Consider the following 23315-nt stretch of genomic DNA (forward strand, 5'->3'; position numbering starts at 1 on the left):
ATCTGACCAGTGGGAATCCCTAGATGGTTATGAAATTAACTGCGTGAAACATGTGAAAACGCTGGTAGCCCGTTTGTAAAGGCTCGGAGCAGCGCGCAATGTAGACACAATGACAGACCTTCAAGTGAATACTGACCAGTACGAAAGCGAGGCAGAGCGGGACGACGCGCCAATGAATTGGCCCGTCACCATCTCCGCCGGCGCCTTGGTGCTCATCGTGGTGCTCTGGGGACTGCTCGCTAAGGATTCCTTCGCGAGCGTATCCAATGCTGCCCTTTCCTTCGTGAGAGACGACTTCGGATGGTTGTTCATGATCGCGGGAACCGTGTTCGTGGGCTTCATCCTCTTCGTGGCTTTCAGCAAGTACGGACACATCCGCCTGGGCAAGGCCGATGAACGCCCGGAATTCTCCACCATCAGCTGGATCTCCATGATGTTCGCTGCGGGCATGGGCATTGGCCTGATGTTCTACGGCACCACCGAGCCGCTGACCTTCTTCCGCGACGGCGTGCCGGGACGGGAAGCTGAAGACGCTGGAGCGGCATTCGCCTCCACCATCTTCCACTGGGGATTGCACCCATGGGCGCTGTACGCAATCGTGGCTCTGGCCATTGCGTACTCCTCCTACCGCTTGGGCAACAAGCAGCTCCTGAGCGCTGCGTTCATTCCGCTGATCGGCCGCAAGCGCGCCGAGGGAATTCTGGGCACCATCATCGACGTGCTGGCAATCTTCGCCACCGTGTTCGGTACCGCAGCTTCTCTGGGTATCGGTGCCCTGCAGATTCGCTCTGGCCTGGAGGTCAATGACTTCATCAGCAGTGGCAGTGGAATGGGCATCGTCATCGCCATCATCGTGGTGCTGGGCGTGTGCTTCATCCTCTCCGCATTCTCCGGCGTGGGCAAGGGAATTCAGTACCTCTCAAACGCCAACATGGTGCTGGCGCTGATCCTCGCGATCTTCGTGTTCATCGTTGGCCCCACCGTCGTGATCCTGAACTACATCCCCGCGTCCCTGGGCAGCTACCTCGACGAGTTCTTCGAGATGGCATCCCGCACCTCTAACTCCGGTGAGGAAACCGCCACCTGGCTGAATTCCTGGACCATCTTCTACTGGGCATGGTGGACCTCCTGGTCCCCATTCGTGGGCATGTTCGTCGCCCGCATCTCCCGTGGCCGTACCATCCGCGAGTTCGTGATCGTGGTGCTGCTGGTTCCCACCCTGGTGTCCGTGGTGTGGTTCTCCATCTTCGGTGGCTCTGCCATTCACCTGGAAAAGATCGGCCAGTCCATCTGGGGCGATGGTGACTCCACCGCGCAGCTGTTCACCCTGCTGCACCAGTTCCCAGCGGGAACCGTGATGAGCGTCGTGGCCATGGCTTTGCTGGCAACCTTCTTCATCACCTCCGCGGACTCCGCATCCACCGTGATGGGATCCATGTCCCAGAACGGCCGACTCACCGCATCCCGCATGGTCACCGTGCTGTGGGGACTGCTCACCGCGCTGATTGCCATCGTGATGCTCACCACCGGTGGAGAGGATTCTCTGAGCAATCTGCAGAACCTCACCATCATCGCCGCCAGCCCATTCGTGTTGATCATCATCGGCCTGTGCTTCTCGATCGTGAAGGCACTAGGCAATGATCCAGCGCTCATCGATGAGAAGCTGGCGCGTCAGGCATCCCTCAAGGAGGCGCACGAGCGCCGCGTTGGAGGCCATGGGGATTCTCGAGGCGGCGCGCGACGGAAGCAATTCCGCGCGGGCACTCTGAACAGCTCCATGACCACTGCCTCCGGTGCGCCTGCGGTTCCGATTCACGATATCGACGCCGAAGATTCAGTCATCGGCGTGATTGAAGTGTCCGATATTCAGGACATCATGGACCAAACCCACGATGACGCGACTGGGGTAACTCGCGAGAACGCTCGCGGCAATGATCGCAACAGTGCTCGCGGCACCGCCAAGCCGGCTGCTGAAGATTCCTAAGGGGTCTTCATCATCCGGTGCTGGCCGGAGATGTTGAGTTCCAGGACATCTGCGATGGTGAACCTATCGAGATCTGCATAGAACTTCTCCTCGGCATCCGTGAGGATGCTGCGGAAGTGGTCTTTCTTCTGTGCAGATCCTTTTGGTGTCAGGGGCTCGATATAACGAGTGACCTGAAAGTCCTGGCCTTCGAGATGACGGATGAGCTGACCTAGGGGGCAGCGCAATCCTCCGTTGACGATATGGATTCCGCCGGAGCGACCACGAGCGGACTTCACAATCCCGATATCCACCAGGCGCGAAATCAGCTTGGCCACATGCGTGGGGGAAGCATCCAGGGCTTCAGAAATTCCTGCCGCGGTGAGCCGAGTGGAATCTGAGGCCTCCGCCTGCTGGCGGGAAAGCTCTGCAACGATTTGCAGTCCAAGATTTGTCGAACGTGAGAAATGCACGGTTTCCTTCATGGAAAAAGGGTGGATGTCCAGCGCATAAGTGACCCGCGGTCACGTGTGCTGGGAGCAGCAGACAAATGCAAACTTTACACTAAGGTTTCATTTCTTGGAAAAAATTCGTGCAGACTCCGGAAAACTCATACCGGGTGGTTTCTGCACTGGGGTGCGTATTTCCTCGGCGTCGAAAATAGAATGCGCAGGTGAATGCTAGCGACCCTAAAATGCACTGCGGTGTAACCCCCGTATTGGGGCAAAAGTGGGGATTTTTGTTTTTCCATTTCCACGCAATTACGCGGAATGTGAGCAAAATTACTTATTCATGGGCGTTGCCGCTGCCGAAGGTGCCCAGGTTCCACTTCTGTCCTGCTCATCTAATACTGTGTAGTGCATGACAAAACGCGTTCTCACCTCTGTCGCTTGGCCTTATGCAAACGGCCCCCGCCATATCGGTCACGTGGCTGGCTTCGGAGTCCCCTCTGATGTCTTCGCGCGCTACCAGCGCATGGTGGGCAGCGAGGTTCTCATGGTCTCCGGTACCGATGAGCACGGCACCCCGTTGCTGGTGCAAGCGGAGAAGGAAGGGGTGAGCGTCCAGGAGCTCGCGGATCGCTACAACCGCATCATCGTGGAAGATCTCGCCGGTCTGGGCTTGTCCTATGATCTGTTCACGCGAACCACCACGCGCAACCACTATGCAGTGGTGCAGGAGCTGTTCCGGGGTCTCAATGACAACGGCTACATGGTCAAGGAAACCACCCGCGGCGCCATCAGCCCATCCACCGGCCGCACGCTGCCGGATCGCTACATCGAGGGCACCTGCCCAATCTGTGGAGCCACCGACGCCCGCGGTGACCAGTGCGATACCTGCGGCAACCAGCTGGACCCAGCGGACCTGATCAACCCCCGCTCCAAGATCAACGGTGAGACCCCCGAGTTCGTGGACACCGAGCACATCATGCTGGATCTGCCAGCCCTCGCGGGCGCGCTGCAGGAATGGCTGCACCAGGTGGATGATTGGCGCCCCAACGTGCTCAAATTCTCCCTCAACCTGCTCAAGGACGTGCGCCCGCGCGCGATGACCCGCGATATCGACTGGGGCATCCCCGTTCCCATGGAGGGCTGGCAGGACAACAACGCGAAAAAGCTCTATGTGTGGTTCGACGCCGTGGTCGGCTATCTTTCTGCGTCTATCGAATGGGCCTGGCGCACCGGCGACCCAGAGGCGTGGCGGAAGTGGTGGAATGACCCAGAGGCCCTGAGCTACTACTTCATGGGCAAGGACAACATCACCTTCCACTCCCAGATCTGGCCAGCGGAACTGCTGGGTTATGCCGGTGTAGGAATCAAGGGTGGCAAGCCTGGTGAGCTGGCCGATCCCGCGCTGAATCTGCCCACCGAAGTGGTGTCCTCGGAATTCCTCACCATGTCCGGTTCCAAGTTCAGCTCTTCCAAGGGCGTGGTGATTTATGTGCGCGATTTCCTCCGGGAATTCGGACCGGATTCCCTGCGCTACTTCATTGCGATGGCTGGCCCAGAGAACACCGATACGGACTTCACGTGGGATGAGTTCGTGCGCCGCATCAACGGTGAACTGGCCAATGAGTGGGGCAACCTGGTGAACCGCACCGTGTCGATGGCGCACAAGAACTTTGGAGAGGTGCCCACCCCGGGAGAATTCACTGCGGAGGACAAGGCGCTGCTGGACGAAGCTGCCAAGGCATTTGATCTGGTGGGGGCATCTCTGGAGAAGTCACGCTTCAAGGCGGGCATCACCGAGGCGATGCGCATCGCTGGACGGGCGAACCAGTACATCGCGGCAATGGAGCCATGGAAGCTGGCCAAGGATGAGTCCCAGCGCGAGCGCCTTGCCACGGTGCTTTACGTGGCTCTGCAGATCGTCTCCGATGTGAACACCCTGCTCACCCCTTACCTGCCGTTCAGCGCGCAGAAGATCTTTGAGACCCTCGGTGGAGAGGGCATTTGGGCAGCACAGCCGAAGATCGTGGACGTCACCGATGATTCCCCACTGGAGCCGGTGGGTGCTGGCCTGCCCGAGGCAGGACGCACTTACCCCGTGATCATGGGCGATTATGTGAACCAAAAGGCTGCATGGCAGCGCTTCGACCTGGTTCCCGGAACTCCGCTGTCCAAGCCACAGCCATTGTTCCCCAAGCTGGATCCTGAGCTGGCAGTCACTGGCCCGGAGTGGGCACCGGTACCCGAGAGCTGATCCGCTAGGTTGGGGGAATGGCTAAGAAATCCCGCCCCAAAGCAACCCCACCAGAAAAGCTCTACCCGCTTTTCGATTCGCACACGCACCTCTACGCGGCATACCGCAAAGGTGCTGGCACTGGTGAAACTGGTGCGAGTGATGATGCTGCCCAAGAAGCTGCCGAGCTCACCTATGAGCAGGCAGTGCGCAACCTGATGGAGCGGGCTGCAGGTTCCGGCTTGGCGGGCGTGTGCACCATTGGCGATGGCATGGACGAAACCGAACGCGCCCTGGAGGCTGCGTACTTTCACCCTCGCGTGTGGGCAGCGTGTGCCATTCACCCCACCCGCGCGCATGAACTGGATAGCGCAGCCCGGGATCGCCTGCAGGAGATGGCCCAGGACCCGCGATGCGTGGCAATCGGGGAGACCGGCCTGGATGCCTACTGGCTGGATAAGGATGAATCCACCCCGTCCATGGAGGTGCAGGAAGAGGCTCTGCGCTGGCACATCGACCTGGCCGTAAGCTCGGGCAAGCCACTGATGATCCACAACCGCGAAGCAGATGCGGATTTGCTGCGCATCCTGGCGGATGCCCCGCAACCCAGCAATGTGATCCTGCACTGTTTTTCCTCCCCACTGGATGTGGCCAAGGAAGCGCTGGACCGCGGGTGGATTCTTTCCTTCGCGGGTAACTCCACGTTCAAAACCAATGTGGAATTGCGCGAGGCAGCGCGGATCGCCCCTGCGGAGCAGATTCTCATCGAAACCGATGCTCCGTTTATGACCCCAGAGCCCTTCCGCGGTCAGCGTAATGAGCCCAGCTACGTGGGCTACACCGCGCGGGTCTTGGCAGACGTGCGCGATATGAACGCTGCAGCTTTCGGGCAGCAAGTTACGGATAACGCGCTGCGCATCTTTGGCTTGGGTGAATTGGCCGAGCTCGGGTGAATTGGCCGAGCTCGGGTGGATTAACTGGCGTGGGGGAGTAGCACACGCATGTGATCCGTGATGCAACTGTTATGAAACGCGGTTCACTGTGACTGTTGTGCGCTGGAGTGTGCAGCAGTTATCTGTTGTGGCGAAGTATCGACGCAGATGGGGGCAAGTTTTGTGATTCGCACAACAAAAACCCGAAGATTTTGGACGTAACCGTTTCGTTATCGTATTGTGATAAACGGTTTAAGATGACCACCAGTACTTCAGGCTGAAACTTCGGTCTGGATGAGGTGGGCGTCGAAATAGAAGACAAACAAATCTGGGTACCCGGCTAATCCACGGCCGAGTGCAACTGAGAGGCAAAATCCGCGTGTCACCAAAGAAAAAGTCCAGCCTGCACCGCATCAACCACACCAACTCCACCCCGCTGCGTTTGGCGACCGGTGGCATGCTGGCGACTCTGGTCGTCGGCGGCGGTGCAGCTGTGGCCACGCAAAAGGACGTCACCCTTGACGTCAACGGCAAGATCATCCAGACCTCCTCCATGTCCTCCGACGTAGAAGGCGTGCTGGATTCTGCCGGTGTGAACGTGGGCGATTCCGACCTCATCACCCCAGCGCTCGGCGAGACCGTGGGCGATAGCGACACCATCACCGTGCGCTCCACCCGCCAGGTCAACGTCATCATCGATGGCAAGCCCAGCGACGTAGACACCACTGCCCTGACCGTGGGCGACCTGCTGGATCAGCTGGGTCGCGGTGGCGCGAAAGATTCCATCTCCACCGGTGTGAACCAGTCCATCCCACTGGACGGCATGGATCTGGAGATCGCCACCAATAAGAACTTCACCATCAACGACGGTGGCAAGGATGGCCGCATGAGCCTCCCAGCCGCCACCGTGGGTGACATCTTCAAGCTCCGCGGTACCCCGCTGGGCAAGGATGACCGCGTGGTTCCTTCCGCCGAGACTCCACTCACCGAGGGCATGCATGTGGATGTTTTCCGCGTGACCACCAAGGATGACATCAAGGAGCAGGAGATTGCTGCTCCAGAAAAGATCGTCCAGGATCCTGAGGCTCCAGAAGGCGAAACCACCGTTGTCGAGCCAGGCGCTGCCGGTCGCGAGCGCGTGACCTTCAAGATCCGCCAGGAAAACGGCCAAGAAGTGGCCCGCGATATCACCCACCGCGAGGAGCTCCAGGCTCCTAAGGAGCGCGTCATCCGCGTGGGCACCAAGGCTGCTGCAGCCCCTGCCGCTCCAGCAGGTGCAGCCGCTCCTTCCGTATCCAACGGATCTGTGTGGGATCAACTGGTGCAGTGTGAGGCCACCGGCAACTGGGCCATCAACACCGGCAACGGATTCTACGGTGGCCTGCAGTTCACCCAGCAGACCTGGGAAGGCTTCGGCGGCACCCAGTACGCACCGCGCGCTGACCTGGCTTCCCGCGAGCAGCAGATCGCGGTAGCCGAGAAGGTGCAGGCTGCCCAGGGTTGGGGCGCTTGGCCTGCATGTACCTCCAAGATGGGTCTGTCTTAATCCCCGCAGTACCCTCGCTCATTCCAGTGAGGAATATAGCCCAGCCACTTGGCTGGGCTATTCTCATTGGGATAGTTCACCTCGTGTGATGCAGCACGGTCTGACGTACCACGCCAACCCTTTCGGGAGGATTTTTCCATGACTGACCCGAACTCCGCCACGGCCCGTGACACGACTCAAGACACGGCTCAGGACGCGGCACACGAGGCAGCGCATGCAACCGAGACTCAGCCAGCGACAGCCCAGCTCCTAGGGCCGATTCAGGTGCGAGAGTTGGCCCAAGAGCTGGACATTGTGCCCACCAAGAAGCTGGGCCAGAACTTTGTGCATGACCCCAATACCGTGCGCAAGATCGTCAGCTCCGCGGGCGTGGGCAGCCAAGACGTGGTGGTGGAAGTGGGGCCCGGCCTGGGCTCGCTGACCCTCGCGCTGGTGGATTCCGTGCGCAGCGTGACCGCGGTGGAGATCGATCCCCGCTTGGCTCGCAAGCTGCCTGAGACCATCGAAAAGTATGCCGCGCCCTTCCTCCCGCGCTTCCACGTGATCCTCAAGGACGCCCTGAAGGTGGAACAGCGGGATTTCCTGGCTGCTGATCGGGAACTCCCCACCGCGTTGGTGGCCAACCTGCCGTACAACGTCTCCGTGCCCGTGCTGCTGCACATCCTGCGCCAGTTCCCCTCCGTGGACAAGGTGCTGGTCATGGTGCAGCTGGAGGTGGCTGATCGCCTGGCCGCCTCACCCGGCTCCAAAATCTACGGCGTGCCGAGCGTCAAGGCCCGCTACTACGGCAACGTCGCCCGCGCAGCCACCATCGGCAAGAACGTGTTCTGGCCCGCCCCGAAAATCGATTCAGGTTTGGTCCGTATTGAGCGGTGGACAGACGAAAACCGCCCATGGTCCGTGGATGATCTGCCCGCGGGCAGCACCGAGGTTGATTTGCGTCGTACCGTTTTTTCTTTGACCGACGCCGCCTTCCTCCAGCGCAGAAAAACCCTCCGAGCTGCGCTATCTGGCTGGTTCGGCTCCGGAGTGGCTGCCGAAGAAGTGCTGGTAGATGCTGGTATTGACCCCAAGGAGCGCGGGGAAAAGCTGGCTGTTGACTCGTTTGTGGCTCTGGCAAAAGTGGCGATGCAGCGTGGCTATGTGGCGGGGGAGCGCGCCGGTGGATTAGTGGCCGATGCTCCAGAGATTGAGAGCTGAGCCATGACTATGCGCGTTTCCGCCGTGGCCCACGGCAAAATCAACCTGCATCTGGGAGTCTCCGCCGCGCGCGAGGATGGCTATCACGATCTGGAAACCATCTTCCAGTCCGTGGCGCTGGAAGAGCGCGTGGATCTGCAGGAAGTTCCGCCGGGTGAGCAGGTGAAAGTCACGGTCTCCGGCCGCGATTCCCACCTGGTTCCCACGGATCCCAGTAACCTCGCGGTGCGCGCGGTCGCCGCAGTTCAGCAGTGGTATGCGCGGCAGACTGTTTCCGCGGTTCCCCAGGTATCAATCCACATGCACAAGGGAGTCCCCGTGGCCGGGGGCATGGCCGGTGGATCTGCGGATGCCGCGGCAGCTCTGGTCGCGGCCATCGAGTTCTACGGTAACCAGCACCCAGAAACTAGCCAGCTACCCGCGCCGGAGCGGGAAGAGGTCCACCGCATGGCTGCAGCCTTGGGCGCGGACGTGCCCTTTTGCGTCTTGGGCGGAACCGCGCTGGGCACGGGTCGCGGCGATGAGCTGGTCAGCGTGATGGCCAGGGGTCACTATCACTGGGCCATCGCCACGGATAAGCGCGGGCTCTCCACGCCCAAGGTTTTTGCGCAGCTGGATAAGATGCGGGAGAGTGGCCGTTCGCTGAGTAAGGCAGGAAGCTCGGATGAGTTGATCCGCGTGCTCCACAGCGGCGACCCGGAGGAGTTGGCGCCGCTGCTGGTCAATGACCTGCAAGCTCCGGCCATCAGCTTGTTGCCCTCGCTGCGGGAAACCCTCGCGGCAGCCCAGGAGGCAGAAGCCCTGGCCAGCATCGTTTCCGGATCCGGCCCCACCATCGCTATGCTCTGCCGCGATGCAGAGCATGCCGTGGATGTCGCCACCGCGGTGTCCGTGGCCGGCAAGGCCAGCAGCACCATGACCACGTTCTCACCCGCAGGACCAGCACGAATCATCACCGCACACACAGAAGGCGAATAGATTGACAAACCTGATTAACCTGGAGAACGTTTCCAAATCCTATGGACTGAAAACCCTCTTGGACTCCGCGAGCCTCGGCATCAATAGTGGTGATCGAGTGGGCGTGGTGGGTCTCAACGGTGGTGGTAAGTCCACCTTGCTGCGCATCCTGTACGGCTCCGATACTCCAGATTCCGGTCGCGTATCCCGCAACAATGACTTGCGGATGGCCATGGTCACCCAGGACGTGTTGCGAGACGTGCTGACCGATGATGCGCTCGCGGACACCACCGTGGCTGATGCTGTTCTCAAGCCACTGGGCATGGAGTCCTATGAGTGGGCGTCGAACGCAAAAATCCGTGCGGTGCTGCATGGGCTGGGCGTGGCTGAACTGGGTCTGGACACTCCTGTGCGCCGGCTTTCGGGTGGCGAGCGTAGGCGCACTGGCCTGGCCGCAGCACTGGTGCAGGACCTGGACCTGCTGATTCTGGATGAGCCCACCAACCACCTGGACGTGGAAGGCGTGGAGTGGCTGGCGCGCCACCTGTTGAGCCGAAATTCAGCGTTGGTTGTGGTGACCCACGATCGTTGGTTCCTCGATTCCGTGGCCACCACCACGTGGGAGGTTCACGACGGGCAGGTTGACGTCTATGAGGGCGGTTACAACGACTGGACCTTCGCCCGCGCCGAGCGCACCCGGCAGGCCGATGCCGCCGAACAGCGCCGGCAGAACCTCGCGCGCAAGGAATTGGCATGGCTGCGGCGTGGAGCCCCTGCCCGCACGTCCAAGCCGCGTTATCGGATCGAAGCTGCCGAATCCCTCATCGCCGATGTGCCTCCCACCCGCGATGCCGTGGAGCTGCAGAAGTTCTCCATCCGCCGACAGGGCAAGAAGGTCATTGACTTGGTGGATTCCACCGTCGCCACCCCGGACGGCCGCACGTTGGTCGAGGATCTCACCTGGCGCCTTGGCCCCGGCGAGCGCATCGGCCTGGTGGGCGTGAACGGCTCCGGCAAGACCACCTTGCTGCGTACCCTGGCCGGCGAGTACCCGTTGGTTGAGGGCCGCCGTGTGGAGGGCAAGACCGTGAAGCTGGGCTGGTTGCGGCAGGAGCTGGATGATCTTGATCCTTCTCGACGCCTCCTCGATGCCGTCCAGGACGTGGCCAGCTACGTGACCATCGGCGATAAAGAAATGTCCGCCTCTCAGCTGGCTGAGCGGCTGGGATTCAGTGCCAAGCGCCAGCGGACTCCGGTGGGCGATCTCTCCGGTGGCGAACGACGCCGCCTCCAGCTGACCCGCGTGCTCATGGCGGAACCTAACGTCTTGCTGCTGGATGAGCCCACCAATGACCTGGATATCGATACCCTGCAGGAGTTGGAATCCCTGCTGGACTCCTGGCCGGGCACGATGGTGGTGATCTCCCACGATCGCTATCTGATCGAGCGCGTGTGTGACACCACTTGGGCGCTGTTCGGGAATGCGAAGCTGACCAACCTGCCGGGAGGAATCGAGCAGTACTTGGAGAAGCGCAAGCAGCAGGGCGCGGGAATCTTCAACAACAAAACTTTGGGCTCGGCGGCTGAGGGCGAGGCGTCGAAAAAGAAGGAAGAGACCACCGCGCCTGCGCTGAGCGCGCAGGAGGACCGGGAGCTGAGCAAGGAAATGAGCGCCTTGGAGCGCAAGATGGACAAGGTGAACAAGGAGTTGGATTCCCTGCAGGTCAAGATGGCTGCGGTGGCTGAGCGCATGTCCACTGACCCCAAGGCTGCCGATGAGATGACTGAGCTGGATCGGAAGATCACGGCTGCTCGGGAGCAACATGAGGAGCTGGAAATGAACTGGCTGGAGACCGCAGAAAAGCGCGAAGGATAGGGTATTCCGGTTCGGTCAAACCCTTGAAATATACCCCCCTAGGGTATATGGTGGATGGGTAAGCGCGGCGCATTCAGAGGGATGCGCCAGACCGGACAGAAGGAGAATCCACCATGGCTATCACCACCGAATACGAAGTTACGGGAATGTCTTGCGGGCACTGCGAGAACGCGGTGCACGAGGAAGTCTCTGAGATCCCGGGTGTCACCGGCATTGAGGTCAGCGCAGATACCGGCAAGCTCGTGATCAGCTCCCAGGATGAGCTCGATGACAATGTGGTTGTCTCGGCTGTTGAAGAGGCCGGTTACAACGTGCTGGGCCACTAAATTCCCGGTAGGTAATGAACTGAAAAACTCAGAGCAACCGAAAGGACACGTCTCTTGAAGAATCGCACCATCGCCGGAATCTCCGCCAGCCTCCTCTTTGCTGCCACCCTTACCGGGTGTTCGCAGGCCGAAGACTCCGCGGACCAGGCTTCTCATTCCGAGCACTCGCAGCACTCTGAGCAGACCGCGAGCTCGGAAAACTCCGCTGAAAGCAAGGCTCCAGTGCACGATCACGAGGGGATGGAACACCCCATGGACGGCGGGCCTGCTTCAGCCGGAATTGAGGTCGCTGAGTCTCCGAAGTTCCCAGTGGGCAGCCAAGCTCGCCTGACCGCTGACCACATGGAAGGCATGGAGGGCGCTACGGCCACCATCTCCGGGGCATTCAAAACCTTCACTTACTCGGTTAATTACGATCCCGTAGATGGCGGGGAACGAGTAGTAGATCACCGGTGGGTCGTCCAGGAAGAGCTGCAGGGTGTGGGGGAGGAGCGACTGGCAGACGGAACTCCCGTGACCATCTTGGCCGACCACATGTCCGGCATGAAGGGTGCCAAAGGTGAGATCGCCTACTCCACGGATGAGACCGTGTACATGGTGGATTATGAATCCGATGGAATGAAGATGACCAACCACAAGTGGGTCACTGAGAGCGAGCTGGAGGCTCTCAACTAAGAATCTGCAGTCGCATCCTCCGCGTAGAATGGCCGGAGCAATTATCCCAATACGCAGGAGGATGCAGACTCATGATTCTCATCAACGTTCGCTTCAAACCGCTGCCGGAGTACGTGGATAACTTCCGCGAAGTTGTCGCCGAATTCACCGAGGCAACCCGTGCCGAAGAGGGCAACCTTTTCTTCGATTGGTACCGCAACGAGGACAACCCCGGTGAATACATCCTGGTGGAGGGCTTTCAGGACGATGCCGCTGAGGCGCACGTCAATTCCGATCACTTCCAGAAGGCCACCGAGCTTTTCCCCACCGTGCTCAAGGAAACGCCGCAGATCATCAATACCCAGATCGAGGGCCAGGACGAGTGGGATCGCATGGCCGAGTTTCAGGTCAAGTAGTTCCCCGGAAAAGTTGCGGAATTCTAGATTCCACGGGATGCCCCGGTAATATTTAGTCTCATGACTAAAGAGGCGGACACCCACACCGAATCCCCCACAAATCCAGCTCCGCTGGACAAAAAGGCCTATGAGAAGGAACTGGAGCGGCTCCAAGCCGAGCTCGTAGAGCTGCAGCAATGGGTCGTGGAGAGCGGCGCCCGCGTGGTGATTATCATGGAGGGCCGCGATGCCGCGGGTAAGGGCTCCGCGATCAAACGCATCACCCAGTACCTCAACCCGCGTACCTGTCGCATTGAGGCATTGCCCGCTCCGAGCTCCCGCGAAAAGGGTCAGTGGTACTTCCAGCGTTACGTGGAGAAGCTGCCCACCGCCGGCGAGATCGTCATCTTCGACCGCTCCTGGTACAACCGTGCTGGTGTGGAGCGCGTGATGGGATTCTGCACCACGCAGGAATACCGTCGTTTCCTCCACCAGGCACCCATTTTCGAGCGCCTGCTGGTGGAAGATGGAATCCTGCTGCGCAAGTACTGGTTCTCTGTTTCTGATGACGAGCAGGTGCGTCGTTTTACTTCTCGACGCGAGGATCCCCTGCGTCAGTGGAAGCTTTCCCCCATGGATTTGCAGTCCATCACCCGCTGGGAGGATTACTCCCGGGCCAAGGACGAGATGTTCGTGCACACGGACATCCCTTCCGCTCCCTGGTACACCGTGGAATCCGAGGACAAGAAGCGCTCGCGCATCAACGTGATCAGCCACCTGCTGAACACTATTCCTTGGGAGCACGTGGAAAAGAACATCCCGGAGATCCCCGAGCGTCCGGAATCTGATTCCACCTACGAGCGGCCCCCACGCACGCAGTTCCGTTACGTGCCAGATGTAGCCCGCGCTTTGGAGGAAGAACCCGAGGAGAAATCGGGCAAGAAATCCGATAAGAAGAAGTCCGCTGCTAAGTCGGACAAGAAATCCGCCAAAAAGGCAGACAAGAAAACTGCCAAGAAGACTGCTGCAAAGAAGTCTTCAACCAAGAAGACCTCCGCCAAAAAGTCGGACAAAAAGGCAGACAAGAAAACCAAGGCTGCCAAGAACAAGTAGCCCTGCCGAGTTTCTGGCATGGTGGGAGGTATGTCTGAAGAAAAGCAGGTTACCTACCGCATCGAAGGCCATGCCGGTTTCATTGAGCTGAACCGCCCGCGCGCGCTGAATTCCCTCACCCCGGAGATGGTGCAGGGGATTTCCGACGCTATCGAGCAATGGCGCGAGGATGACGCGGTGAAATTCGTGGTCATCTATTCCACCACCGATCGCGCTTATTGTGCTGGTGGAGACGTGCGCGCCGTTGCGGAGGCCGACGCCAAGGGCGACCTCGATTCAGGTGATGAGTTTTTCCGCCAGGAATATGACCTCAACCTGCGCCTTGCTAAATACCCCAAGCCCATCGCAGCGCTCATGGACGGGGTAGTGATGGGAGGTGGCTTCGGCATCTCCGCTCACGGTTCTCACCGGGTGATCACCCCGCGCACCCTCGGCGCCATGCCAGAAACTGCCATCGGCTTCGTGCCAGATGTGGGCATGTCACACGTTCTCACACACCTCGATGTGGACAAAGCTCTGGGTATTTTCACCGGTTGCACCGGTTGGAGGCTTTCCCCGGCAGACCTGGTGTTCACCGGCCTAGGTACGAACGTGGTGGATGACATCTCCACGCTGCGCGAAAGGCTCGCGAATGCAGAGCTGGACGAGGTTTTGCAGGAATTCTCTGCCGAGCTGGATGAGGATTCCGCGCTCGAGAAACACCAGGAATGGATCACGAAGACCTTCTCTACCGGCAGCTGGGTGGAGATCGAGCAGCGGATTAATGCCGCCACTCCAGGTGAGGACGTGGATGCAGAGTTCCTCGAGAAGATTCGTAAATCCCTCAAGAACGCCAACCCCACCAGCTTGGTGGCCGTGGTGGAACTATTCCGTCGGAGTGCGGAAACGGATCTGGCGACGGCTCTGCGAAATGAGCTGGCGCTGGCGGACTGCTTGCGTCGAGAAGAAAACTTCCAAGAAGGCGTGCGGGCCGTGCTGGTGGATAAGAGTCACGACGCCAAGTTCAACCCGGCTAGCTCCGCGCAGGTGGCAGCGGAGAAGTACCGCGATCTGCTGGAATAGGCTCAAACTTGAGCTGCGCTGAGGCTCGTTGGATTCCGATCCACACCACGAAACCCCAGAGCAGAACCATGAGGAAAACCAGGTAGAACAGTACAGAGATGTACAGACCGCTGGCGAGCAACAGGGGGATCGTCACGAGGTGTGCGGCGAGCCAGACTATCCAGAACTCTGTGTATCCGCGGGTTACGCAGTAATAGACCAGCATCGCGGAGACCAAAATGAAGGCTTGAGGGATGGCCACGCTTGAACCTACCAGGTGAAGCACGGTAGCCACGCCGAATACCGCGGCCCCGGAGATGAGGAGACCCTTCCGGCGTTGACCCGGGCTAGCCCATTGAGGGCTGACATGCGCTTTGCCGAAATCCCAACGGCCAAGCGACCAGTGCTTCCATCCGTAAAGGGCGAAACCCAGGAAAGCGATGTGCTGAAACACTCGGAAATAAAACTGGGCGGCTGCCGGGTGGAGGAGGACTTCTAGGGAGCTGACCAAGATGAGGAAGAAGTTTCCCATGATGTCCACTGGCCAAGCCCAGGATTTGCGGAACAGGATACCGATGGCAAACAGGATGATGTATAAATTCCTGATCAGTTCCAGCCACAAGATCTCAATTCCGCTGATGTCCAAACTTGCGTTTAGAAACCCGGCGGTTAGTTCGTTCATGAGTCCATTATGACACGTCACCTAGTGAGTATGGAAAGCCTAGGCGCGGGGCTGGTGCGGACTATTTTCTCAGTACTCACGAGGGGGCTGATTAGCCTAGGCCGCGGTGCAGGAGATCGAAGGCTTCATCGAAGAGACTCTTGAGGTCTCGGCCACCCGTGATGGATTGCGTGATGTGCGCTTCAATCGCGGTGGTGGCTGCGGCCAGCACAAAGTGCACGGCTAGGTGGGACTGGTAGCGGGAGAGTGCACCGTCTGTTTTCTGGAACAGGGTATCGCTGAGCTCATCAAAGATCTCGTTGGTGCGGTTCTTCTCTGCCTGTGGCAGCGAGAGGCTCAGCTGCTCTGCCACGGCGATGATCTGCCGGGCGGAATCTAGCCCTTCTGCAGGGCTTTCGATGAAGCTCCACAGGATGTTCTTGAGCATTTCCACCACTGGGGCGGGGTTTTCATAGTTCTTAATTTCATCGCCGAGCTGGGTGAAGAAATCCTCGATGTAGTGGAGGAATGCATCATCGCGGTGGGCAAAGTAATTATGAAAGGTGCGGGTGGATACACCGGCACGGGCAGCGATTTCGGAAACGGTGGTTTGCTCCACACCGAAGTCCAGCAACAACTCCACAGATGCGCGCGCAAGACGATCCCTGGTCTCCGCTTTTTTGCGGTCACGAAGAGACACCGGTTGGGTCAGTGCCGATGGATCATTGCGATCTGGGGGGAGGTGCATCACAGCCATGAGGAGAAGTTCTTTCGATTCTTCAGTGTGGAAATTCAGCTACTTCTACCCAACACCCTATCGGAGGGTGCAGGGGCATAGTCAAACGAATGTGCTGAGCACCACGCAACAGACTGTCACGCCGTGACAGTGTGGATACAGTACAAAAGTGTGCCTTACTTTAACTGATTAATCAGTAATTTGGGAAGCCCTCCCGCAGAATATCCAGTGCCCGCTCTTGCGGGTCGTCCACTTTCATCCCGAATTCCTCCAGCAGGGATTCCTCCCGCCCGAAATAATTCAGCACTTGCGCACTCTTGATGGTGGCGATGCTCGCATTGATGAACATGTACGAATTAAAGGGGCTCAAGCGACCCTCGGTGTATTGGCTGAGGGCTTGCGCATAACGCATGAGCAGCCGGAAGCATTCCTTTTGCACGTCTACCTGCGCGGAGCTTCGGATATCCAGAAACAGGGATTCCAGCTCGGAAAAGTGATCGCACGCCTGCTCTGGGAACAACTTCTCATGGCAGTTCTCCCGCACGCTGCGCATTACATCTACCGGGTGCATGCCCTTGGGCAGGCTTTGGAGGTATTCGATATCCCGCTCAACGATGTACTCCAAGTAGTGCATGATCGCGGCATCCCGGTGCGGAAAGTAGTTGTGAAACGTGCGGGAGGAGACGTCTGCCCGCTCGGAGATAGCCGCGATTGTCGCGGTCTCCAAACCGTGCAGGGACGTCAACTCCACCGCCGCGCGAGCCAGGCGGTTGCGCGTTTCTTTCTTCTTCCGTTCGCGGATGCCGGGAACATAGGCACTGGTCATGCTAGTTCTCTTCGAACTTTTCGGAAGCTGGAACTGCAGCTACCTGGTTTTCTTGAGCAGCGTTCTTGGTGGCGCCGTTCTTGGCATCCTTGTTCTTGGCAGCCTTGGGCTCCTTGCCCTGGAGCGCTTCGCCTTCCACGTCCACGACGGGCAGCAGGCGATCCAGCCACTTCGGAATCTTCCACGCGCGCTCACCGAGCAAGAACATCACTGCTGGGATGAACGTCATGCGGATGATGAAGGCGTCGAACAAAACGGCGGTTGCAAGCGCAAAGCCCATCACCTTGATGAACTGCTCGTCCATCAGGATGAACGCTGCGAACACGGACATCATGATCAGTGCCGCGGCGGTGACCACGCGGGCGCCGTGCTTGAAGCCGTTGGATACTGCATCGTTGGCGGCCTTGCCGTGTGCCCAGCCCTCGCGCATACGGGTCACCAGGAACACCTGGTAATCCATCGCCAGGCCGAACACAATGCCAATGAGCATGATTGGCAGGAAGGAGATGATCGGCTGAGGATCGCTGATGATTCCCGCGAAGCCCATCTGCCAGAGTGCCACGGTCACGCCGAAGGTGGCTGCCACGGAAAGGGCGAAGCCCAGCGCGGCGATCAGTGGGACCCACAGGGAGCGGAAGACCAGCATGAGCAGCACGAATGCGAGTGCAAGAACAATCGCGATGTACGGAATCAGTGCTTCGGTCAGGCGCTTGGAAATATCTTCGTAGATCGGGGTGGTGCCGGTGACCGCGTAAGTAGCGCCAGTTTCTTCCTCGAATGTGGACTCGTTAGAGCGCACGGATTCCAGAACATCAGCGGCGTGCTCATCGGTTGCGCCGTACTCTGGCGTAACCAGAACCTGGGCTGCATCTCCCAGGTCAGCAGGGTTCTTCGGGTCACCGTTGGTGGCCATGACCTGAGCGTTTACCACGCCATCGGTGCCCTGCAGATCCTCGATTGCCTTCTTGGTGGCGGCTGCCTTTTCCTCATCGCTGAGGTCCTTGTAATCAACCATGGCAATCATCGGAGCGTTGCGGCCGGGACCGAAGCCCTCGTTGACCATTTCATAAGCAATACGGTTCGGGGAGTCCGGAGCCATAGAACCATCGGATGGCATGGCCAAGCGCAGGTTCGCGGCAGGGATGGCCAGCAGAAGCAGCAGCAGACCGGTGGCGATGGCGAAGATAGCTGGGCGCTTGCGGACCATGCGCACCCATTTGAGGCCCATGGTTGGGGTGTCATTTTCTGGGTCCGGAGCGTTCACGAACGGCACGCGACCGGCGAATACCTTGGTGCCGAACAAGCCGAGGATGGCAGGCAGCAGGGTGATTGCCACCAAGACGGCTACGGCAACGGTGGCGGCTGCGGACAGTGCCATGGCGGTGAGGAATGGGATGTTGATGATGGAGAGCGCGGCCAGTGCGATGAGCACGGTCAGGCCAGCGAACACCACTGCGGAGCCAGCCTTACCCACTGCTAGACCAGCCAGGTGGGCGCGATCTTCCCGGCTGATGGACTTCAGTTCATTCGCCAGTTCCTTCGGCGAGAGGTTGTGGGCGCCCACGTGGCGGATCAGCTCATTGCGGAAACGCGCCAGGATGAACAGCGCGTAGTCGATACCCACTGCCAGGCCGATCATGGAGGCCAGGGTGGGGGTCATGTCGGAGATGGTGTCCGTGAAGTGGGTCATGGCGAAGATGCCCGCGATGCCGATGCCCAGTCCGGTCACTGCTGTCAGCAGTGGCAGGCCGGCGGCTACGAAGCTACCGAACGTGAGGATCAGCACGAGAGCAGCCACTGCCATACCGATCAGCTCAGCACTGCCGCCTGGCGCGCTGGCCTGGAATGCGTTGCCGTTCCACGCGACCTTCAGGTCACCCTTGTTCTCTTCAACGGCCTTGGTGAACTCATCGACCTGCTCAGGAGTGATGTCCATGCTCGTCTCGGCATCGAACGTCACACCCACCTGGCCGGTGGTCTTGTCTGGGCTCAGCGGAGAGATTGCGGCGAGGTTCGCATCGATCTGTTCCTGTGGCATCTGCTGGGCCTTCATGGCCTCAGTCATCTGCATCTTCAGGCCCTCGGCAGCCTGTACAGGAGGTACGATCGCGTCCGTATCAGTCAGCGATGGCACTTCCTTGACGGCGGTGAGCAGGTCGTTGACTTGCTTGTCGACGCCTGGGTCTGTCAGGTCGGAGCCTTCAGGAGCTTGAATGATGAGGTCACCCTTGGGGGCTTCCATCTGATCCTCGCCACCGGCGGGGAAGCGTTCCTTGATTTTTTCTTGAGTCTCGATAGATTCCAGACCTGGAATGCTGAAGTTCATTGTGGTCGATGTCTGCAAGGTAGCTGCTGCGGTGCCCATGCCGATGATGAGCAGCAGCCAAACGGCGATAAATCGCCAGCGATGAGCGTAGGCGGAGTGGCCCACGCGATATAGGAAAGTAGCCATGAGGGAAATCATTGCATAGGGTTCGAAAGTTTTCAAGTTTTACGCAACGTCTGAATATATATGCAAATTTGCGGGTTCCCGTCACTCGCTGACAAGGCGAGCGCTGGCGTCGAAAAAAGAAGATGGGCTAGTCAGCGACCATCGGCTCCAGCGTGAGCTCGGGATGTTCCTTCTCCACGAACGCGAGCTTCCACTTGTCACCGAACAGGGCGATGAGCTCTCCATCGGTGCGGGTGAACACTTCCACGCCACGCTGGCGGCCCAGCTGCACGGCCGATTCCGCGTCCGTCTTGCGGGCGACGGAATACGGGATCGGGTCGATGATGGTCTCCACGTTGTATTCCACCTCCATGCGGGCCTGCATGACCTCGAACTGCATGGGGCCGACCGCTGCCATGACGGGGGAGGCATCGCCACGGATATCGTTGCGGAGAATCTGCACCACGCCCTCGGAATCCAGCTGCTCCAGCGCCTTGCGGAACTGCTTGTACTTGCCCAGGGATTTCGCGCGCAGGGTGCGGAAGTGCTCGGGGGCGAACTGCGGCATGGGCGGGAATTGCACCTTTTTACCAGCGTAAATGGTGTCGCCGGGAGCCAGAGAGCCAGCGTTCACCAGGCCCACGATATCGCCGGGGTAGGCGGCCTCAACGGTAGAACGGGTGCGGCCGAACACCGTCAGCGCGTACTTGGTGGAGAAGGTGCGGCCGGACTGGGCGTGCGTGACCTGCATGCCACGGCCGAACTCACCGGAGACCACGCGCATGAATGCCAGGTGATCGCGGTGCTTGGTGTCCATGCCCGCCTGAACCTTGAACACGATGCCGGAGAAATCATCTTCCGTATCGCGGAATTCCTGGATGGCGGCACTTGCGCCACCGGCTGCTTCCAAGACTTTGGGATCGGATGAGCGACCCGCGGGGCTCGGCGCCAATGCCACCAGGGTGTCCAGGATCTGGTGCACGCCGAAGTTCAGCATCGCCGAGGCGAAGATCATGGGGGAGGTGATGCACTGCTCGAAGAGCTCTTGATCGTGCTGCGCGCCATCCATGGTGAGCAGCTCTACCTCCTCGGCGGCGGTTGCCCAGGTGTCACCTTCACGCTCTTCTGCCTCCTCTGGGGAGTAGTTTTCCTCCGGCGCGATGGTGGAGCCACCGGCCGTGCGGGTGAAGTGGATGTACTCTTCAGCCTCGCCCTCATCGTTGATGCGGGCGAGTCCGCGGAAGTCTCCCGCCTCACCAACCGGCCAGAACAGGGGAGTGGGCTGCAACTGGATCTCGTTGACAATCTCATCCACCAGCTCCAGCGGAGTACGGCCCGGACGGTCCCACTTGTTGACCACCGTGACGATGGGCAAACCACGCGCCTTACACACGCGGAACAGCTTGAGCGTCTGCGGCTCCAAGCCCTTCGCACCGTCGATGAGCATCACCGCAGCATCCACCGCGGACAGCACACGGTAGGTATCTTCCGAGAAGTCCGCGTGACCCGGGGTATCCACCAGGTTGATCATGTACGGCTCGCCCTCGTGCCCCTCGGGCGCGTACTCGAACTGCAGCGCGGACGAAGCAATGGAGATACCGCGGTCCTTTTCCATCTCCATCCAGTCAGACACCGTGGCCTTGCGTCCCGCCTTGCCGTGGACCGCGCCGGCCTCGTTTATCACGTGCGCGTGCAGCGCAAGAGCCTCCGTCAGCGTGGACTTACCGGCATCGGGGTGAGCGATGACAGCAAAGGTACGGCGACGGCGCGATTCTTGGGCAACAGCAGGGGAATTCATAGAACATAACCCTACTGGGCGCCCTAGCTGAAGACCTAGTGAGGTCGCAGTGAGAACGTCTCCAGATGCAACGGGCTTCCCGCCACCACCATCAGGTCATTGGCGTTCAACGGAGTGGTCTCAAAATACGGCCGCCATTCGCATCCGGGAGACTTCACCGCCACGATGTGCACCTTCTTTTTCTTCCACAGCGCCTCGGAATCGATTGCTTTGCCCACCAGCTCCCGCGGCACGGAGAGCTTGATCATGCCGTAGTCTGAATCCACCTCGGCGAACTCGTCAAAGCGCCCGCCCAACAGGTGCGCCACGCGGCGGCCCGTATCGCGCTCCGGGCGCAGCACGTGATGCACGCCCACCTGCTTGAGGATGCGGGCGTGGGCATCGGAATCCGCTTTGGCCCAAATATCGGGCACGCCAAATTCCACGATGTTGGAGGCAGTCAGGATGCTGGCTTCCAAGTCCGAGCCGATGCCAATGACCACGCACTCGGCCTCGTCCACGCCCAGCTGTTTCAGCGCGTGCGGGTCCGTGGTGTCCGCCACTGCAAAGTCCGTGCACTCCGTGGTGTGCTCGCTGATCAGCTTCTCATCGTCATCGATGCCAAACACCTCCACGCCGTAGCTGGTCAGCTCCTTGGACAGCGCCAAGCCGAAGCGGCCCAAACCGATAACAGTGACGGGACGCAGGGAAAACGGTTGGTTGTCCCTGGACAGTCCAAATAACTTAGCCAATGAGGGGCCTTTCTTCTGGATAGTGGAAATGTCGAGTGGTTTTACGCGCCGCCAGCGCGGCGACCATGGTGATAGGTCCAATGCGTCCCAAGTACATCAACACGCACAGGATGACTTGCGATGGCCCCGTCAGCGCGGCCGTGATTCCCGTGGACAGGCCCACGGTGCCGAACGCGGAGACCACCTCGAAGGTCACGTGGTCTGCGTCGAGATGCGGATTGAGCACCCGCAACACCACGATGGACAGCCACACCACCAGGGCTCCGGCGGCGGCCACGGTCATGGCCTGGCGGATGACGCTGTCTGGCACGTGGCGCTTGCTGACGATGACTTCTTTCTCGCCGCTGAACTCCGTCCACATGGCGTACAGCAGCACCACGATCGTGGTGATCTTGATGCCACCGGCCGTGCCCGCGCTGCCGCCGCCGACGAACATCAAACCCTCGGTGGCCAGGAGGCTGGTGTCTGATAGCTGCGAGTAGTCGATTGCATTGAAGCCGGCGGTGCGCGCGGTGACCGTGGCGAAAAGTGCGTTGAGGATCTTTTTCCCGACGCCAAACTCTTCAAAAGCCCCGTGCCATTCCACCGCCAAGTAGATGGCGAAGCCGGCGATGAGGAGCACGGCCGTGCCAATCAGCGTGATGCGCGAAGTGACAGACAAATGACCGACTGCGGTGGTGCTGCGCGAGTGCCGCATCCGCCAGCGGTGCCGTGCTCGGCGGACAATTTCCGCCAGCACGGAGTAGCCCAGGCCGCCCAGCACCACGGCGATCATGATTGGCGAGAGGATGAACCAATCGTCCTGGAAGTCGATCATGTTTGCCGAGCGAAGTGCGAAACCTGCGTTGTTGAACGCGGAAATGGAGTGGAACGTGCCAGACCACAGGGAATATGCCACGGGTAATTGGTATTCCGTGATGAACCGCCAAGCCAGGATGAGAGCCATGACCGCTTCGGTGACCACGGTCAGCAAAACGGTGGCCAGAATTGTGCGCTTGGCGCCACCCATGCTGAACGGGCGACTCTCTGCTTGAGCTAAGCGGCGAGAGCGGATGGAAACCTTGCGCACCAGGAGCATGCCCGTCAGGGAGGCTAGGGTCATGATGCCCAGACCGCCGACCTGGATGAGTCCCAGGATCACGGCCTGCCCAAAAGGAGTCCAGAAGGTGGCGGTGTCCACCACCACCAGTCCGGTCAGGCATACCGCGGAGGTGGCGGTGAAGATTCCTTCGAGGGGAGGAACCGAGCCCTCGCCGCGAGTGGAAATGGGCAGGGAGAGAAGAACCGCACCTATAACGATCAATAGCAAAAACGAGCCTGCAGTTAATCGAGCTGCCTGCAAGCTGGGGGAGGCCGTGCGTTTTCGCCCCTTGGAGGCTGTCGACGGCGCTTGTTGAGAGTCTTTCTCTTCAATCACCCACGAAATATTACTCCCTCTGGGGACAAG

Annotated in this window: 20 protein-coding genes; 12 read left to right on the plus strand and 8 right to left on the minus strand. The window is 59.7% G+C overall.

Annotated features, from left to right (window positions below; translation table 11 throughout):
• Nucleotides 1–109: 109 nt before the first annotated feature.
• Complete coding sequence (locus IRY30_RS03290) at nucleotides 110–1984, plus strand: BCCT family transporter (protein WP_194555949.1); 1875 nt, start codon at nucleotides 110–112, stop codon at nucleotides 1982–1984.
• On the opposite strand, the gene IRY30_RS03295 is transcribed toward IRY30_RS03290, so the two are convergent.
• Nucleotides 1981–2436: an RrF2 family transcriptional regulator gene (locus IRY30_RS03295; RefSeq protein ID WP_194555950.1), complete on the minus strand. Its 456-nt coding sequence runs from the start codon at nucleotides 2434–2436 to the stop codon at nucleotides 1981–1983. The two genes, IRY30_RS03290 and IRY30_RS03295, sit on opposite strands and share 4 nt — an antisense overlap.
• Before the next feature lie 388 nt (nucleotides 2437–2824).
• Between IRY30_RS03295 and metG the strand changes: the two genes are divergently transcribed.
• The 11 genes from metG (at nucleotide 2825) to IRY30_RS03350 (ending at nucleotide 14706) form a co-directional block, all read left to right on the plus strand.
• Entirely contained in the window at nucleotides 2825–4666 is a 1842-nt protein-coding gene (metG, locus tag IRY30_RS03300; protein WP_194555951.1) for a methionine--tRNA ligase, read from the plus strand.
• 17 nt (nucleotides 4667–4683) lie between these two features.
• Entirely contained in the window at nucleotides 4684–5598 is a 915-nt protein-coding gene (locus IRY30_RS03305; RefSeq protein ID WP_194555952.1) for a TatD family hydrolase, read from the plus strand.
• 358 nt (nucleotides 5599–5956) lie between these two features.
• Entirely contained in the window at nucleotides 5957–7123 is a 1167-nt protein-coding gene (locus tag IRY30_RS03310; RefSeq protein WP_309825333.1) for a transglycosylase family protein, read from the plus strand.
• 138 nt (nucleotides 7124–7261) lie between these two features.
• Nucleotides 7262–8323 (plus strand): 16S rRNA (adenine(1518)-N(6)/adenine(1519)-N(6))-dimethyltransferase RsmA, encoded by a 1062-nt coding sequence (gene rsmA, locus IRY30_RS03315; protein ID WP_194555953.1) that lies wholly within the window; start codon nucleotides 7262–7264, stop codon nucleotides 8321–8323.
• Nucleotides 8324–8326: 3 nt separating this feature from the next.
• Nucleotides 8327–9301, plus strand: a complete 975-nt coding sequence (locus IRY30_RS03320; RefSeq protein ID WP_194555954.1) for a 4-(cytidine 5'-diphospho)-2-C-methyl-D-erythritol kinase — start codon at nucleotides 8327–8329, stop codon at nucleotides 9299–9301.
• Between the two features lies 1 nt (nucleotide 9302).
• Nucleotides 9303–11156, plus strand: coding sequence for an ABC-F family ATP-binding cassette domain-containing protein (locus tag IRY30_RS03325; protein WP_194555955.1), 1854 nt, complete (start codon nucleotides 9303–9305; stop codon nucleotides 11154–11156).
• A gap of 113 nt (nucleotides 11157–11269) precedes the next feature.
• On the plus strand, nucleotides 11270–11482 hold the full coding sequence (locus IRY30_RS03330; protein WP_194555956.1) for a heavy-metal-associated domain-containing protein: 213 nt from the start codon (nucleotides 11270–11272) through the stop codon (nucleotides 11480–11482).
• A 54-nt stretch (nucleotides 11483–11536) separates the two neighbouring features.
• Entirely contained in the window at nucleotides 11537–12157 is a 621-nt protein-coding gene (locus tag IRY30_RS03335) for a YdhK family protein (protein WP_228502533.1), read from the plus strand.
• A gap of 71 nt (nucleotides 12158–12228) precedes the next feature.
• Nucleotides 12229–12552 carry a putative quinol monooxygenase gene (locus IRY30_RS03340; protein ID WP_194555957.1) on the plus strand — a complete coding sequence of 108 codons (324 nt, stop codon included), beginning with the start codon at nucleotides 12229–12231 and terminating at the stop codon, nucleotides 12550–12552.
• 60 nt (nucleotides 12553–12612) lie between these two features.
• Nucleotides 12613–13644: a polyphosphate kinase 2 gene (ppk2, locus tag IRY30_RS03345; protein WP_194555958.1), complete on the plus strand. Its 1032-nt coding sequence runs from the start codon at nucleotides 12613–12615 to the stop codon at nucleotides 13642–13644.
• Nucleotides 13645–13674: 30 nt separating this feature from the next.
• The gene (locus IRY30_RS03350) at nucleotides 13675–14706 is read left to right on the plus strand and encodes an enoyl-CoA hydratase/isomerase family protein (RefSeq protein WP_228502535.1); all 1032 of its coding nucleotides are present in this window, start codon (nucleotides 13675–13677) and stop codon (nucleotides 14704–14706) included.
• Here the strand turns inward: IRY30_RS03350 and IRY30_RS03355 are convergent.
• The 7 genes from IRY30_RS03355 to IRY30_RS03385 form a co-directional block, all read right to left on the minus strand.
• Nucleotides 14657–15367 carry a nicotinamide mononucleotide transporter family protein gene (locus tag IRY30_RS03355; protein WP_194555960.1) on the minus strand — a complete coding sequence of 237 codons (711 nt, stop codon included), beginning with the start codon at nucleotides 15365–15367 and terminating at the stop codon, nucleotides 14657–14659. The genes IRY30_RS03350 and IRY30_RS03355 overlap by 50 nt on opposite strands.
• Nucleotides 15368–15458: 91 nt before the next feature.
• Complete coding sequence (locus tag IRY30_RS03360) at nucleotides 15459–16103, minus strand: TetR/AcrR family transcriptional regulator (RefSeq protein ID WP_228502537.1); 645 nt, start codon at nucleotides 16101–16103, stop codon at nucleotides 15459–15461.
• A gap of 172 nt (nucleotides 16104–16275) precedes the next feature.
• A complete protein-coding gene (locus tag IRY30_RS03365) occupies nucleotides 16276–16908 on the minus strand; it encodes a TetR/AcrR family transcriptional regulator (RefSeq protein ID WP_194555961.1) in 633 nt (210 codons plus the stop codon).
• A 1-nt stretch (nucleotide 16909) separates the two neighbouring features.
• The gene (locus IRY30_RS03370) at nucleotides 16910–19360 is read right to left on the minus strand and encodes an MMPL family transporter (RefSeq protein ID WP_194555962.1); all 2451 of its coding nucleotides are present in this window, start codon (nucleotides 19358–19360) and stop codon (nucleotides 16910–16912) included.
• A 127-nt stretch (nucleotides 19361–19487) separates the two neighbouring features.
• Nucleotides 19488–21137, minus strand: coding sequence for a peptide chain release factor 3 (locus IRY30_RS03375; protein ID WP_194555963.1), 1650 nt, complete (start codon nucleotides 21135–21137; stop codon nucleotides 19488–19490).
• Between the two features lie 35 nt (nucleotides 21138–21172).
• On the minus strand, nucleotides 21173–21868 hold the full coding sequence (locus IRY30_RS03380; RefSeq protein ID WP_228073274.1) for a potassium channel family protein: 696 nt from the start codon (nucleotides 21866–21868) through the stop codon (nucleotides 21173–21175).
• Entirely contained in the window at nucleotides 21861–23285 is a 1425-nt protein-coding gene (locus IRY30_RS03385; protein WP_309825318.1) for a TrkH family potassium uptake protein, read from the minus strand. The genes IRY30_RS03380 and IRY30_RS03385 overlap by 8 nt, the downstream gene beginning before the upstream one ends.
• Between the last annotated feature and the right edge of the window lie 30 nt (nucleotides 23286–23315).

It is taken from the genome of Corynebacterium suicordis DSM 45110 (genome assembly GCF_015351405.1).
GTDB classification, from domain to species: Bacteria; Actinomycetota; Actinomycetes; order Mycobacteriales; family Mycobacteriaceae; genus Corynebacterium; species Corynebacterium suicordis.